Origin of the sequence: Streptomyces sp. NPDC051207, assembly GCF_040682395.1 — a bacterium.
GTDB lineage: Bacteria > Actinomycetota > Actinomycetes > Streptomycetales > Streptomycetaceae > Streptomyces.
This window is the reverse complement of sequence record NZ_JBFBAX010000029.1, coordinates 54,743-69,562: the sequence shown is the minus strand read 5'-3', so window position 1 is coordinate 69,562 and position 14,820 is coordinate 54,743. Positions and strand designations below refer to the sequence as shown.

Sequence of the window (14,820 nt, the reverse complement as noted above, 5' to 3'; positions counted from 1 at the left end):
GGGTCCTACTTCTCCTCGGTACGGGCGGTGTGGGTGGTGGCGGGCTCGTTGCCGCCGAGCAGCAGGTACAGGACGGCCATCCGGATGGAGACGCCGTTGGCGACCTGCTCGACCACGGTGCAGCGGTCGGAGTCGGCCACCTCGGCGGTGATCTCCATGCCGCGGACCATCGGGCCGGGGTGCATCACGACGGCGTGCTCCGGCATCTTCGCCATGCGGTCGCCGTCCAGGCCGTAGCGGCGCGAGTACTCGCGCTCGGTCGGGAAGAACGCGGCGTTCATGCGCTCGCGCTGCACGCGCAGCATCATCACCGCGTCGGACTTGGTCAGCGTGCTGTCGAGGTCGTACGACACCTCGCAGGGCCAGCGCTCGACGCCGACCGGGACGAGGGTGGGCGGGGCGACCAGGGTGACCTCGGCGCCGAGGGTGTGCAGCAGGTCGACGTTGGAACGGGCGACGCGGCTGTGCAGGACGTCGCCGACGATCGTGATGCGCTTGCCGGAGAGGTCCTGGCCGAGTCCGGCGTCGCGGCCGACGAGCCGGCGGCGCATGGTGAAGGCGTCCAGCAGGGCCTGGGTGGGGTGCTGGTGGGTGCCGTCGCCGGCGTTGATCACGGCGGCGTCGATCCAGCCGGAATTGGCCAGCCGGTACGGGGCTCCTGAGGCGCCGTGCCGGATGACGACGGCGTCGACGCCCATGGCCTCGAGGGTCTGGGCGGTGTCCTTCAGGGACTCGCCCTTGGACACCGACGAGCCCTTGGCGGAGAAGTTGATGACGTCGGCGGACAGCCGTTTCTCGGCGGCCTCGAAGGAGATCCGGGTGCGGGTGGAGTCCTCGAAGAAGAGGTTCACGACGGTGCGGCCGCGCAGGGTCGGCAGCTTCTTGATCGGCCGGTCGGCGACCCGGGCCATCTCCTCGGCGGTGTCGAGGATCAGGACGGCGTCGTCGCGGGAGAGGTCGGCGGCCGAGATGAGATGACGCTGCATCTGTCAGGCTCCGTAAGGCAGTTCATAAGGGAGAATTCGGGCAGGCGGGGGCGCGTGTGGACGGTCGTACGCCGGTGACGTACGCCGGTGTCCTACTGCTGCGCGCCCGGGGCGGCCTGCTTGGCGCCGAGCAGCACGGTGTCGCGGCCGTCCTCCTCGGCGAGCAGGACCTTGACCGTCTCCCGCAGCGACGTGGGGAGGTTCTTGCCGACGTAGTCGGCGCGGATGGGCAGTTCGCGGTGGCCGCGGTCGACCAGAACCGCGAGCTGCACCGCGCGCGGGCGCCCGATGTCGTTCAGGGCGTCGAGGGCGGCGCGGATGGTGCGGCCGGAGAAGAGCACGTCGTCCACGAGGACGACCAGGCGGCCGTCGATGCCGTCACCGGGGATCTCGGTGCGGGCCAGCGCACGCGGCGGGTGCATGCGCAGGTCGTCGCGGTACATGGTGATGTCGAGCGAGCCGACCGGCACCTTGCGTTCGGTGATCTGCTCCAGCTTGGCGGCGAGCCGCCGGGCGAGGAAGACGCCCCGGGTCGGAATGCCCAGGAGCACCACGTCGTCGGCGCCCTTGGCGCGCTCGACGATCTCGTGGGCGATGCGGGTCAGTACCCGCGCGATGTCGGGGCCTTCGAGAACGGGCCGCGCATCGGACTGCGTGTCCTGCTTGTCCATGAGAAACGGACCTCCTTCTCCGCCTCACGGGACGGACCTTAAAGGACGTCGGAATTGCGTTCCCCACCGTAGCAGGCGCCGCGACACGTCCCGAACGGGCCTGGCCTCACTCGTTCGGCGCAATCGGACACCGCTCCCACGGAAGAGCCGGTGCGGACCGTCCGGCTTGACGCGAGAGTGTAACGCTGCGTAACCTCACAGTGAGTTACCAGCCGCGCGGTACGGATCAGAGCCGGACCGCGTCGACACAGTGCCGGGGAGCTATATGTCCAGCGAATACGCCAAGCAGCTCGGGGCCAAGCTCCGGGCGATCCGCACCCAGCAGGGCCTTTCCCTCCACGGTGTCGAGGAGAAGTCCCAGGGACGCTGGAAGGCGGTCGTGGTCGGTTCGTACGAGCGCGGCGACCGTGCCGTGACCGTGCAGCGCCTCGCCGAGCTCGCGGACTTCTACGGCGTTCCCGTGCAGGAGCTGCTTCCGGGCACGACGCCCGGCGGTGCGGCCGAGCCGCCGCCGAAGCTGGTGCTGGACCTGGAGCGGCTGGCCACGGTGCCGGCCGAGAAGGCGGGCCCGCTGCAGCGCTACGCGGCCACGATCCAGTCGCAGCGCGGTGACTACAACGGCAAGGTGCTGTCGATCCGCCAGGACGACCTGCGCACCCTCGCCGTCATCTACGACCAGTCGCCCTCGGTCCTCACCGAGCAGCTGATCAGCTGGGGCGTGCTGGACGCCGACGCGCGTCGCGCGGTGGCGCACGAGGAGAGCTGACCGCTCCACGGGGTGCGCGGAGGGGGCCAGCAGAAACGTGCCTCCGGGGTGTGGCACCTGCGCGGGGCGCGCGGCCCGCGCCGAACGCCGGAGGGCCCGCAGCGGGATCGCTGCGGGCCCTCCGGCGTTCGTGGGTACCTGTCAGGCCTCGTCGCGGCGCAGGGACGGCTTCAGTTCCTTCAGGCGGCCGAGCAGGCCGTTGACGAACGAGGGCGACTCGTCCGTGGAGAACTCCTTCGCCAGCTGCACCATCTCGTCGAGGACGACGGCGTCCGGGGTCTCGTCGACCCAGATCAGCTCGTAGGCGCCGAGCCGCAGGATGTTGCGGTCCACGACCGGCATCCGGTCGAGCGTCCAGCCGACCGAGTACTGCGCGATCAGCTCGTCGATGCGCTTCGCGTGCTCCGCGTAGCCCTCGACCAGCTGCATCGTGTACTCGCTCACCGGCGGCTGCCGGGTGTCGGTCCGGGAGTGCCGGATCCAGTCCGCGAGGACCGTCTGGACGTCGGCGCCGCGCTGGTCGCCCTCGAAGAGGATCTGGAAGGCACGCTTGCGGGCCGTGTTGCGGGCAGCCACGGTTAGCTGTTCACCCGGCCGAGGTAGTCGCTCGTGCGGGTGTCGACCTTGATCTTCTCACCGGTGGTGATGAAGAGCGGGACCTGGATCTGGTGGCCGGTCTCCAGCGTGGCGGGCTTGGTGCCGCCGGTGGAGCGGTCGCCCTGGACGCCGGGCTCGGTCTCCTGGACGGTCAGCTCGACGGCGGCCGGCAGCTCCACGAAGAGCACCTCGCCCTCGTGCTGCGCGACGGTGGCCGTGAAGCCCTCCACCAGGAAGTTCGCGGCGTCGCCGACGGCCTTGCGGTCGACCATCAGCTGGTCGTAGGTCTCCATGTCCATGAAGACGAAGTAGTCGCCGTCCATGTAGGAGAACTGCATGTCGCGCTTGTCGACGGTGGCCGTTTCGACCTTGACGCCGGCGTTGAAGGTCTTGTCGACGACCTTGCCGGAAAGCACGTTCTTGAGCTTGGTGCGCACGAAGGCCGGGCCCTTGCCGGGCTTGACGTGCTGGAACTCGACGACGGACCAGAGCTGGCCGCCTTCGAGCTTGAGCACCATGCCGTTCTTGAGGTCGTTCGTGGAAGCCACGGTTGCGGAATCTCCTGGACTGACGTGGACGACCCCGGGGCAGGCGCCGCGGCTGTGCCGCTACAGCGCGAGCAGCTCCTTGGTCGTGATGGTGAGTAGCTCGGGTCCGCCGTCCGCCTCGGGGCGCACGACGAGCGTGTCATCGATCCGGACGCCGCCCCTGCCCGGGAGGTGGACCCCCGGCTCGACGGTGACCGGCACGCAAGCGTCCAGTTTACCCATGGCCGCGGGGCCCAATTGAGGGTCCTCGTCGATTTCGAGCCCGACACCGTGTCCGGTGAGTGCCGGGAGCGCCTGGGCGTACCCGGCGGAGTCCAGGACCTGGCGTGCCGCGCGGTCCACGTCGCGGTAGGCGGCGCCCGGGACGAGGCTCTCGCGTCCGGCCCGCTGCGCGGCGAAGACCAGGTCGTACAGCTCGATCTGCCAGTCCGCGGGGCTGGTGCCGATGACGAACGTACGGCCGATCTCGCAGCGGTAGCCGCGGTACGTCGCGCCGAGGCACACGGAGAGGAAGTCGCCCTCCTCCACGCGGCGGTCCGTGGGGCGGTGGCCGCGGCGGCCGGCGTGCGGGCCGGTGGCGACGGAGGTCGGGAAGGCGGGGCCGTCGGCGCCGTGGTCCACGAGACGGCGTTCCAGTTCGAGCGCGAGGTGGCGTTCGGTGCGGCCCACGAGGATCGACTCGAGGAGTTCGCCGAGGGCCTGGTCGGCGATCTCCGCACCGATGCGCAGGCAGGAGATCTCCTCCTCGTCCTTGACGACCCTGAGCTGCTCCACGGCGCCGCCGAGGTCGGCGAGGCGGAGGTGGGGGGCGGCCTCACGGATGGCGCGGTGGCGGGTGACGGTGAGGTGGTGCTCCTCCACGGCGAGGGAGTCGGCGCCCTGCCGGGTGGCGGCCTGTGCGGCGGCTGCGGCGGGGTCGGTGCCGGGGGCGGGGAGGGTGCGGATGGCGAGGGTGTCGCCGGGGTGGGGAGGGAGGGAGCGGTCGTGGCCGGTGGTGCGGGCGGGGTGGGTGTCCGGGGGCTCGGCGCAGACCAGGACGTCCTCGGTGGCGCCCAGGAGCAGGACGGCGCCCTGGGGGGCGGCGCCCGTGAGGTAGCACACGTTGGCGGGACGGGAGACGAGCGCCGCCGCGCTGCCGCCCGCGTTGCAGCGTTCCCGTAGGCGGGTCCGGCGGTCCGCGTACACCTCTGACATGAGGCGAGCGTACGAGGGGTGGGGGGATGTTGCCGGTTGGGTGGGGCCGAGTGGGGGCGCGGGGGTGGGTGCGCGAGGTGTGGGTGCGCGCGGACGTGGTTTGTGCGGGTGCGCGGTTCGGTCGTGGGCGCGTCGGGGGCGTCGTGGTGCGGCGAGCCCGTCGCGGGTCTGGCTCTTGGGCCTGCCTGCGCGTGATCGGGGGGTGGTAGTCGGCCAAGCGGCGGGCTGCGCCGCGCTACCACGCCCCGCTTCCGTGCGCTCGCGGCTTTCCCGTCGTTCCGTCCCCCGGTCGCGCCACACCACCACGTCCCGGTCCCGTGGGATCGCGGCTGACTCGTTGTCCTGTCTCAGGCGCTGTCGCCCCGTACGGCCGCGTTCACCACTGAGGTGGGCTTGCGATGGCTCGGGTCAGGATGTCGTCCAGGACTCTCGCCGTGTCCGGTATGTCGAGCTGGGAGTTGTCGATGATCGGCAGGCCGGAGCCGTACCAGCCGGCCATACGGCCGTGGATGCGGGCGACCTCCTCGTCGCTGAGGCGGCGGTTGCCCGAGCGTTCCGCGTTGCGTTCCAGGACGATGTCCAGGCCGGGGAGGAGGACGACCGGGAGCAGGCCGGGGCCGACGTGGCGTTTCCAGCCGCCGAGGCCGACGACGGGGCGGTCGGGGAAGACGGCGTCGTCGAGGATGCACGAGATGCCGTTGGCGAGGAAGTTCCGCGCGGCGAAGCCGCAGGTGCGGCGGGCCAGGCGGTACTGGGCCTCCGAGTTGTCGTTCCACCCGGACTGCGGGTCGGCGAAGCCCGAGCGGACCCATTCGCGGACGTCGTCCAGGCTGATGTGGGCGGTGGGGACGCGGCGGTGGTCCGCCCAGTACTTGGCGACGCTGGTCTTTCCGGCGCCTGCCGGGCCGATGAGCAGCACCGCGAGCGTGGTCGCCGTCGGGTCGGGGACCGTCGTGGCCGGTGGCGGGCTGGGCATGGGGACCGGGCCGCCCGGCGGGAGCGACACATGGCCCGTGGTGTCCGGGGCGGGGGGCATCGGGGGGTGCTGCGCGGGTGGTCCCGGGGGTGCGGTGAAGCCCGGGGGCGCGGGGGGCGGGCCCTGGTGCTGCGCGCCCGGGTGGTGCGCGGCCGGCGCCCAGCCGGCGGCCGGTCCGTGCCCCGGCTGGTGGGGCGGCGGCAGCGGAGAACCCACTGCGTGCTGCATCCGGTGCCACTCCGTCTCGTACAGGCGATGTCCGACGCTGACGGCGGGGGGAGACCCGCGTGCTACCGAACGGTACCGCCCCCGGCCGTCGTTTGGTGAACGGCCGGGGGCGGCGCCAAGTGCCCGGTGCGGGAACCCCTTCGGACGGCAGGCGCCTCGGGTGCCTGCTCGCCACTGCGCGGCGGGCGCCGCTCGGGTGCCCGCTCGCCCACTTCGCCGTACTTCGGGTGCCTACTGGCCCACTTCGCCGTACGCGGCGAGGAGGACGGCCGGGTCGGGGCCCTCCAGGACGGTGGGCTTGGCCAGGCCGTCCAGGACGATGAAGCGCAGCAGGTCGCCGCGGGACTTCTTGTCGACCTTCATGGTCTCCAGGAGCTTCGGCCACTGGTCGTAGCGGTAGTGGAGGGGAAGGCCGACGGATTCGAGGATGGTGCGGTGGCGGTCGGCGGTCGCGTCGTCCAGGCGGCCCGCGAGACGGCCGAGTTCGGCGGCGAAGTGCATGCCGACGGCGACGGCGGCGCCGTGCCGCCAGGTGTAGCGCTCGTTCTTCTCGATGGCGTGGCCGAGGGTGTGGCCGTAGTTGAGGATCTCGCGCAGGCCGGACTCCTTCAGATCCGAGGAGACCACGTCGGCCTTGACCCGGATGGACCGCTCGATCAACTCCGCGGTGTGCGGGCCGGCCGGGGTGCGGGCGGCCTGCGGGTCGGACTCGATCAGCTCCAGGATCACCGGGTCCGCGATGAAGCCCGCCTTGATGACCTCGGCGAGGCCGGAGACGTAGTCGTGGACCGGGAGGGAGTCCAGCGCGGCCAGGTCGCACAGCACACCGGCGGGCGGATGGAAGGCGCCCACCAGGTTCTTGCCCTCGGCGGTGTTGATGCCGGTCTTGCCGCCCACGGCCGCGTCCACCATGGCCAGCACCGTCGTCGGCACCGCGACCCAGCGCACCCCGCGCAGCCACGTCGCCGCGACGAACCCGGCCAGGTCGGTGGTGGCCCCGCCGCCGACGCCGACGATGACGTCGGTGCGGGTGAAGCCGGACTGGCCCAGCGCCTTCCAGCAGTAGGCCGCGACCTCGGCCGTCTTGGCCTCCTCCGCGTTCGGCACCTGAATGGCCACCGCGTCGTAGCCCTGTCCGGCCAGGTCCGCGCGCAGCGCGTCCCCGGTCTCGGCCAGTGCCTCCGGGTGGACGACGGCGACGCGCTTGGCCTTCGGCCCGACCAGCCCGGCCAGCTCGCCGAGGAGTTGGCGGCCCACCAGGACCTCGTAGGGGTCGGTGCCCGCCGTGCCGCCGACCTGGATACGGGTGACTGCCTCGCTCATGCTTCCTTCAACTCCAGTGCCTCCAGGGCGGCTTGGGCGACCTCATCGGGCGTACGGCCGTCGGTCGCCACGACCGCCGTGGCGACCTCCTCGTACAGATGGCGGCGCGCCTCCATCAACTCCCGCCACTGCCGACGCGGATTCACCGCCAGCAGCGGGCGGGCGGCGTTCAGGCCCGTGCGCCTGACCGCCTCCTCCACGTCCATCGACAGGTAGACCACCCGCTGCCCGGCCAGCGCCGCACGGGTACCGGCGTCGAGGACAGCCCCACCACCCAGGGCCAGCACCCCGTCGTGCCCGGCGAGCGCGGACCGCACGGCCTGCTTCTCCATCGCGCGGAAGGCGGGCTCGCCGTCGTTGACGAAGATGTCCGCGATGGTGCGGCCCTGCTCGGCCTCGATGTCGTCGTCGGTGTCCCGGTAGCCGACGCCGAGCCGCTCCGCGAGAAGCTGCCCGACGGTGGATTTGCCGACGCCCATCGGGCCGACGAGAACGACGACCGGACCCGTACTCATCGCACGGCCAGGTTGTCGAGGTACGACGTGACATTGCGGCGGGTCTCCGTCACCGAGTCGCCGCCGAACTTCTCCGCCACCGCGTCCGCCAGGACGAGCGCGACCATCGCCTCCGCCACGATCCCCGCCGCGGGGACCGCGCACACGTCGGAGCGCTGGTGATGGGCCTGCGCCGGCTCACCGGTCACCACGTCGACCGTCCGCAGCGCCCTCGGCACGGTCGCGATCGGCTTCATCGCCGCCCGCACCCGCAGCAGTTCACCCGTGGTCAGACCACCCTCGGTCCCACCCGAGCGGCCCGTGACCCGCTTGATGCCCTCATCCGTGGTGACGAGCTCGTCGTGGGCCTTCGAGCCGGGGACCCGTGCCAGGTCAAAGCCGTCGCCGACCTCGACGCCCTTGATCGCCTGAATGCCCATCAGCGCGGCGGCGAGCCGGGCGTCCAGCCTGCGGTCCCAGTGCACGTGCGAACCGAGACCGACCGGCACGCCGTAGGCCAGCACCTCCACCACACCGCCGAGGGTGTCGCCGTCCTTGTGGGCCTGGTCGATCTCCGCGACCATCGCCTTCGACGCGTCCTGGTCCAGACAGCGCACCGGGTCGGCGTCCAGCCGCTCCACGTCGGCCGGCGTCGGGTACACCCCGTAGGGGGCCTGCGCGCCCGCCAGTTCCACCACGTGACTGACGATCTCGACGCCGGCCGTCTCCTTCAGGTACGAGCGGGCCACCGCGCCCAGCGCCACCCGCGCCGCGGTCTCCCGCGCCGAGGCACGCTCCAGCACCGGACGCGCCTCGTCGAAGCCGTACTTCTGCATCCCCGCCAGATCCGCGTGCCCCGGCCGGGGACGGGTCAAGGGCGCGTTGCGGGCGAGGCCGGCCAGGATCTCCGGGTCGACCGGGTCGGCCGCCATGACCTGCTCCCACTTGGGCCACTCGGTGTTGCCCACCATGATCGCCACCGGGGAGCCGAGGGTGAGGCCGTGCCGAACGCCGCCGAGGAAGGTGATCTCGTCACGTTCGAACTTCATGCGGGCACCGCGACCGTAGCCCAGCCGCCGCCTCGCCAAGTGGTCCGCCACCATGTCCGTGGTGATCGGCACGCCGGCGGGAAGACCCTCCAGCGTCGCGACAAGTGCGGGGCCGTGGGACTCCCCCGCGGTCAGCCAGCGCAACCTGCTCAACGGTGCTCCTCAGTGCTCGCGCCCCGGTAGTACTGCCCGTACGTGCGCGGGTCCTCGCGCACGGCGACGGCTCGGCCGGGTGCGCGGTCCCGGCCCGCCACCTCCGATCCTCCCACGTCCGGTGCCGCTTCCAGGCCGCCGGTCCATCTGGCGGACGGGCGGCCGGGACGGAAACCGGATCAGGGCATGCGGGCGGCAGCCGCCTTGATCGCCTCGCGGATACGGACGTAGGTGCCGCAGCGGCACACGTTCACGATCTCGTCGATGTCGGTGTCCGTGGGGTTGCGGGTGCGGTTGAGCAGGGCGACGGCGGCCATGATCTGGCCGGGCTGGCAGTAGCCGCACTGCGCCACGTCGGCCTCCAGCCAGGCCTCCTGGACCGGGTGCAGGGTGTCGCCGTCGGCGAGGCCCTCGATGGTGGTGACCTCGCGGCCCGCGGCCTCGGCGACCGGGACGACGCACGGCCTGACGGCCTCGCCGTCGAGGTGGCTGGTGCAGGCCTTGCAGACGTCGATGCCGCAGCCGTACTTGGGTCCGCGGATGCCGAGCAGGTCGCGCAGCACCCACAGCAGGGGCAGGTCGTCGGGGGCGTCGACGGTGACGGTCTCCCCGTTCACGGTGAAGGTGTGGGACGGCATGGGGTGAGGGCTCCTCAGCGCGGGAAGGGTTCGAAGTCGACGTCGAAGCGGACCGGGAAGCGGCGCGGCCGGGTCCCGGTGGCCCGCGCGTACGCGTTGGCGACGGCGCCGACCGCCGCGGGCACGCCGAGCTCGCCCGCGCCGCCGGGCTCCCCGGTGCCGGGCATGACGAAGACCCGGGCGTCGAGCGGGCTGTCCTTCTGCCGGGCGTAGTGGAACTGCGAGTAGCTGCCCTCCAGCGGCAGGCCGCGCTCGATGTGCAGCCCGGCCCGCAGGGTCGTGGCGATGGCGTCGGTGAGGCCGCCGAGCATCTGGGCCTCCAGGCCGCGCGGGTTGACGGCCCGGCCGACGTCCACGGCGATCACGGCCCGCACGACGCGCGGCTCGGCGGGGTCGGTGGCGTCGATCTCGACCAGGCAGGCGGTGCAGGACTTGTACTCGTCGTGGAAGCCGAAGCCCTGGGCGTGCCCGGGGGGCAGGGCGCGCCCCCACCGGCCCTCGCGGGCGGCCGTGTCGAGCACGGCGCGCTGCCGGTCGGTGCGCAGATGGCGGCGCCGGAAGGCGACCGGGTCCGAGCCGAGCCGCCGCGCGAGTTCGTCGACGACGATCTCCTCGGCGCCGCGGCTGGTGGCCGAGTACACCGAGCGCCAGGACCCGGTGGGCATCTTCAGCGGGATCTCGGTGAGGGAGTGCGAGGTGACGCCGAAGTGGTACGGGGACTTCACGGTGAGCAGGAACTGGGACTGGGCGATGGTCTTGTTGGCGAGGCCGTCGGGGAGTTCGGCGGCGAACGAGGTGAGGACGTCGCCCATGCCGTGCCCGAAGTCGGTCCGCACCGCGGCCACCCGGTGGGTGAAGGTGAGGACCTCGCCGAGCAGGTGGGTGGCGCGGATGCGGTGGTGGGTGGCGGGCCGCATCCTTCCGTGCCGCATGTCGTCGGTGCGCGTCCACATCAGGCGGACGGGACGGCCGCACTTCTTCGACACCTTCGCGGCCTCCACGGCGCCGTCGTGGAAGAGCCGCCGCCCGAAGGATCCGCCGGACTGGGTGACGTGCACGGTGACCCTGTCCAGTGGCAGTCCGACGGCCTCGGCGACGGCCCGCTGTGCGGCGATCGGCGCCTTCAGGCCGGACCAGATCTCGGCGCGGCCGTCCCGCACGTCGGCGACGGCGGAGTTGGGTTCCAGCGGGGCGTGGCTGACGAAGGCGAAGTCGAACTCGGCGTCGACCCTGCCCACCAGGAGATCCGGCAGCGGCAGCGCGGGTACGGCGGCTCTGAGCCGGGCCCGGATGTCGTCGTCGGAGAGGCCGTCGACGGTGCCGGGGCCCCAGGCGACGTCGAGGGCGTCCTTGGCGGTGATGGCCTGCCCGAAGGTCTCGGCGACGACGGCGACCCCGGTGTCGACGCTCACCACGTCGAGGACGCCGGGCATCGCGCGGACGGCGGCCTCGTTGCGCACGGACACCACGGTGCCGTTCAGGGTGGGCGGGCGGCGCAGCACGCAGGGCTTGGCGCCGGGGACGTCGAGGTCGACGGCGTAGCGCAGCCGGCCGGTGACCATCGCGCGGGCGTCGATGCGGTTGGTGGGGGTGCCGACGAGCGTGTGCGCGGACTCCGGCTTGGGCGCCGCCGTCCCGGTGACCAGGTCGCGGGAGGCGGCGTCCGAGGTGAGCCGGCCGTAGCCGGCGCTGCGCCCGTCGGGGGCGTGGACGGTGCCGTCGCGGACGGTGAGGGTGCCGGCGTCGGTGGTCCAGCGCCGGGCCGCGGCGGCGACCAGCCGGAGGCGTGCGGTGGCGGCGGTGTGCCGTACCGGGTCGTAGAGCGAGCGGATCGCGTTGGAGGCCCCGGTCATCTGGTTGAACAGCAGCTCGGGGCGGGCGTCCTCCAGGAGGACCCGGACCCGGTCGAGCGGTGTGTCCAGTTCCTCGGCGACGAGCATGGCGACCGCGGTGGTGAGGCCCTGGCCGCACTCCATGCGCGGCAGCCGCAGCTCGGCCGTGCCCTGTTCGTCCACGGTGAGCACCAGCATGTGCGCGGTGGGGGCGCCGGCCAGGATCAGCACGTCGCCCATGTCGAGCAGGTCGGCCGGCTGGGGCGGCGTGGGCACGACGGCCGCGGCCCCGTGCGATCCGCCGACGGCCGTCTCGGTGGCCACGGCCAGGGTGGGCGCGGCCACCAGGTAGGTGAGGAACCTCCGCCGGGAATGTGGGGTCATCGGGCGATGATCCCGGGACGCCCGCCGCGCCGCAACGGTCTGGCGGAGATTCGGCCGGTGTTGCACACCGGTCACCTCGGCTCGGGCAGGGCCGTCAACTGCGCGGCGCGTCACCCGCGTTGGCGTGCGGCTGGGCGTACTGCCCCAGGTAGTCGGCGCCGCTCCCCTGCTGCCCGGGCTGCGACTGCGGCTGGGCGTACTGGCCCAAATGGTCCGCGCCTCGTCCCTGCTGCGCCGGCTGCGGCTGGGCGTACTGCCCCAGGTGGTCGGCGCCGCGTCCCTGCCCGTACTGGGCGGCGGCGTGGATCGGCTGCCCGCTGCGCACGGCACGGCGGTGGGCGATCTTGCGCTTGAGTGAGACGCCCCAGTACGCCACGAGCAGCGCCAGGACGAGACCGATGAGGGTCATCTGGAGCCAGTCGGGCAGAAACCCGAGTACCGCTTCGAAGATCTGCGTCTTCCAGGACGCCAGGGTCACGCTTTCGGACATGGACGGTTCTTCCCCTCCCCGTTCCGCCCCCTGCGGAACGAGGGGATCCTAGCGTTCGGCGAGGGCGTGCTCGCCCGCTTTTCGCATGGCGTCCAGGGGCGCCGGTCCGTGTCCCGTCATCTGCTCGACCTGGAGCACCGCCTGGTGGACGAGCAGGTCGAGGCCACTGACGACAGCGCCGCCGTACGCCGACCAGCGGGCCGCGAGCGCGGTGGGCCACGGGTCGTACAGCACGTCGAAGAGGGTGGCGGGGCGTTCCGGTACGGCGTGGGAGAGCGCGTCGGTCGCGCCGGCCGGGGTGGTCGCGATCACCAGCGGGGCGTGCAGCGCGCGCTCCGCGTCGGCCCAGTGGGCGGTGCGGACATCCAGGGCGAGCCGTTCGCCCCACTGCCGCATCTCGGCGGCGCGTGCCTCGCTGCGCACGTAGGCGACGATCTCGCCGGTGCAGATCCGGGCGAGCGCGGCCAGCGCGGAGGAGGCGGTGGCGCCGGCGCCGAGGACAGCCGCCGAGTCGACCTGTTCGACACCGCGTTCCCGCAGGGCCGCGACCATGCCCGGGATGTCGGTGTTGTCGCCGAGGCGGCGGCCGTCGTCGGTGAACACGACCGTGTTGACCGCCTCGACCGAGGCCGCCGTCTCGCTGACCTCGTCGAGCAGTGGGATCACCGCCCGCTTGAGCGGCATCGTCAGCGACAGCCCGGCCCACTCGGGGCCGAGCTTCCCCACGAAGCCGGGCAGCGCCTCCTCGTCCACCTCGAAGCGGTCGTACGACCAGCCGGTCAGCCCGAGTTCCCGGTAGGCGGTGCGGTGCAGCACCGGGGAGAGGGAGTGGGCGATGGGCGAGCCGAGCACGGCGGCCCGGCGGGCGTCAGTTGCCCGAGCTGTCATTGAACTTTTCCTTGAGCCGCAGGAATTCGTCATGGGTGCGGGCGAACTCGGTCTTGTTCGCCCCGTCGGTCGCCACGAAGTAGATCCAGCCGTCATCAGTCGGGTTCAGCGCCGCCCTCAGCGCGTCCTCACCGGGGTTGCCGATGGGTCCGGGCGGCAGGCCCTTGCGGGTGTACGTGTTGTACGGGTCCTTGTTGCTGTTGATCTCGGACTCGCTGATGTGGATGTTGCTCTCGCCCTTCAGGTAGTTGAAGGTCGAGTCGAACTGCAGCAGCTGGTAGGTCTCCGTGTTGGTGGGTTCGAGGCGGTTGTAGACCACCTCGGCCATCTTGCGGAAGTCGTCGTGCGTCTTGCCCTCGGCCTGGACGAGGCTCGCGACGGTCACGACCTCCAGCGGGTTGTCCAGCTTGAGGCCCTGGGCCTTGGCGGACAGCTGGTACGCGCCGTACTTCTTGCTCGCCTGGCCGACCATGTCCTTGAGGACCGTCTCGGGCTTCATGCCCTCGGCCGCCGGATAGGTGCCCGGCCAGAGGAAGCCCTCCAGCGGGTCCTTTATGTCGCCGTTGTTGTTCGCCCACTCGGGCAGGCCGAGACTCTCGAACTTGGACTCGGCCACCTTCTCGGTGCTGCCCTCGGACAGGCCGAGCTTCTCGTCGATCGCCTTGTAGACCTGCGCGTTGCGCTGGCCCGGCGTGACCATGACGTTGTTCTGGCTCTTGGGGTCGAGCATCATCTCGACGGCGCTCTCGGCGGACATCCGCTTGTTCAGCAGGTAGGCGCCGGCCTGGATGCTCTTGCCGTCGGGGTTCTGCGCCTGGGCGGCCACGAAGGCGTCGACGCTCTTGACGACGCCGGCCTCCTTCAGCCGCCGGCCGATGTCGTACCCGCTCGCGCCCTTGGGGATCTGGACGGTCACGGACTGCCCGGTGCCGTCGCCCGCGTAGTCCGGCGCCTCACCGAAACGATTCTGGTAGAACTGGAAGCCAAAGTAGCCAACTCCGGCGATACCCCCGCCGAAGACCGCGAGGACCACCAGGCAGGCGCAGCCGTTGCGGCGTTTCCTGCCCTTGTTGCCGCGGCCCCGGCCGCGTCCGGCGCGGCCCGTGCCGTCGGCCTCGTCGGCGCCGTCACCGTCATCGCCGCCCCCCGCGAAGAAGGCGTGTTCGCCCTGGTCGGGGCCCGGGTCCCAGTCGGTGCGCGGTTCCGGTTCGGCCTGTCTGCGGCTCGGCGGCTCGGGCGGCGGGTAGGCCTCGGGGTTGCCGTAGTAGTCGTCCTGGTCACCGCCGTACGCGGCGGCCTGCCCGCCGTAGGGGTCCGTGGGGTCGGTGGGGGCCTGCGGGTGGCCGCCGGTGTGCCAGGCGTCGCCGTCGTACTGCGGGTGCTGCTGGGGGGCGGCCGGGTACTGCTGCTGGTCGTACGGCCGGCCCCACTCGTCGTACTGCGGCTGCTGCTCCTGCTGCGGATAATGCTGCGGACGGCCGCCGTAAGGGGACTGCTGACCCGGCTGGGCCTGCTGTCCTGTCCATCCGCCGTCCCCGTACAACGGGTCGTCCGGATGCCACGGTTCGGAGCCTGGGCCCCGGCCATACTCAGTCATCGATCC

The 14,820-nt window shown here is 72.1% G+C and carries 15 protein-coding genes; 1 reads left to right on the top strand and 14 read right to left on the bottom strand.

Going from position 1 to position 14,820, the window contains the following annotated elements:
* Positions 1-5: 5 nt before the first annotated feature.
* A complete protein-coding gene (locus AB0M97_RS24780; protein ID WP_365963157.1) occupies positions 6-986 on the bottom strand; it encodes an aspartate carbamoyltransferase catalytic subunit in 981 nt (326 codons plus the stop codon).
* 92 nt (positions 987-1,078) lie between these two features.
* The gene (pyrR, locus tag AB0M97_RS24775; protein ID WP_365963156.1) at positions 1,079-1,657 is read right to left on the bottom strand and encodes a bifunctional pyr operon transcriptional regulator/uracil phosphoribosyltransferase PyrR; all 579 of its coding nucleotides are present in this window, start codon (positions 1,655-1,657) and stop codon (positions 1,079-1,081) included.
* Between the two features lie 265 nt (positions 1,658-1,922).
* Between pyrR and bldD the strand changes: the two genes are divergently transcribed.
* Positions 1,923-2,423, top strand: a complete 501-nt coding sequence (gene bldD, locus AB0M97_RS24770) for a transcriptional regulator BldD (RefSeq protein WP_142150451.1) — start codon at positions 1,923-1,925, stop codon at positions 2,421-2,423.
* A 141-nt stretch (positions 2,424-2,564) separates the two neighbouring features.
* Here bldD and nusB read toward each other — a convergent pair whose 3' ends face one another.
* The 12 genes from nusB to mltG form a co-directional block, all read right to left on the bottom strand.
* Positions 2,565-2,999 carry a transcription antitermination factor NusB gene (gene nusB, locus AB0M97_RS24765; RefSeq protein WP_365963155.1) on the bottom strand — a complete coding sequence of 145 codons (435 nt, stop codon included), beginning with the start codon at positions 2,997-2,999 and terminating at the stop codon, positions 2,565-2,567.
* A 2-nt stretch (positions 3,000-3,001) separates the two neighbouring features.
* Positions 3,002-3,568: an elongation factor P gene (efp, locus tag AB0M97_RS24760; protein WP_059420847.1), complete on the bottom strand. Its 567-nt coding sequence runs from the start codon at positions 3,566-3,568 to the stop codon at positions 3,002-3,004.
* Positions 3,569-3,628: 60 nt separating this feature from the next.
* Positions 3,629-4,762 carry an aminopeptidase P family protein gene (locus AB0M97_RS24755; RefSeq protein ID WP_365963154.1) on the bottom strand — a complete coding sequence of 378 codons (1,134 nt, stop codon included), beginning with the start codon at positions 4,760-4,762 and terminating at the stop codon, positions 3,629-3,631.
* Between the two features lie 376 nt (positions 4,763-5,138).
* Complete coding sequence (locus AB0M97_RS24750; RefSeq protein ID WP_365963153.1) at positions 5,139-5,966, bottom strand: Pro-rich N-terminal domain-containing protein; 828 nt, start codon at positions 5,964-5,966, stop codon at positions 5,139-5,141.
* Between the two features lie 231 nt (positions 5,967-6,197).
* On the bottom strand, positions 6,198-7,289 hold the full coding sequence (aroB, locus tag AB0M97_RS24745; protein ID WP_365963152.1) for a 3-dehydroquinate synthase: 1,092 nt from the start codon (positions 7,287-7,289) through the stop codon (positions 6,198-6,200).
* Positions 7,286-7,804 carry a shikimate kinase gene (locus AB0M97_RS24740; protein ID WP_365963151.1) on the bottom strand — a complete coding sequence of 173 codons (519 nt, stop codon included), beginning with the start codon at positions 7,802-7,804 and terminating at the stop codon, positions 7,286-7,288. The genes aroB and AB0M97_RS24740 overlap by 4 nt, the downstream gene beginning before the upstream one ends.
* Positions 7,801-8,985, bottom strand: a complete 1,185-nt coding sequence (gene aroC / locus AB0M97_RS24735) for a chorismate synthase (RefSeq protein ID WP_365963150.1) — start codon at positions 8,983-8,985, stop codon at positions 7,801-7,803. Before aroC ends, AB0M97_RS24740 begins: the two co-directional genes overlap by 4 nt.
* Positions 8,986-9,164: 179 nt before the next feature.
* Positions 9,165-9,623 (bottom strand): (2Fe-2S)-binding protein, encoded by a 459-nt coding sequence (locus tag AB0M97_RS24730; protein WP_365963149.1) that lies wholly within the window; start codon positions 9,621-9,623, stop codon positions 9,165-9,167.
* 14 nt (positions 9,624-9,637) lie between these two features.
* Positions 9,638-11,839 (bottom strand): molybdopterin cofactor-binding domain-containing protein, encoded by a 2,202-nt coding sequence (locus AB0M97_RS24725; RefSeq protein WP_365963148.1) that lies wholly within the window; start codon positions 11,837-11,839, stop codon positions 9,638-9,640.
* A 94-nt stretch (positions 11,840-11,933) separates the two neighbouring features.
* Positions 11,934-12,329, bottom strand: a complete 396-nt coding sequence (locus AB0M97_RS24720; protein WP_365963147.1) for a hypothetical protein — start codon at positions 12,327-12,329, stop codon at positions 11,934-11,936.
* A 48-nt stretch (positions 12,330-12,377) separates the two neighbouring features.
* Entirely contained in the window at positions 12,378-13,217 is an 840-nt protein-coding gene (locus AB0M97_RS24715) for a shikimate dehydrogenase (protein WP_365963146.1), read from the bottom strand.
* Entirely contained in the window at positions 13,198-14,814 is a 1,617-nt protein-coding gene (gene mltG / locus AB0M97_RS24710) for an endolytic transglycosylase MltG (protein WP_365963145.1), read from the bottom strand. Before mltG ends, AB0M97_RS24715 begins: the two co-directional genes overlap by 20 nt.
* Between the last annotated feature and the right edge of the window lie 6 nt (positions 14,815-14,820).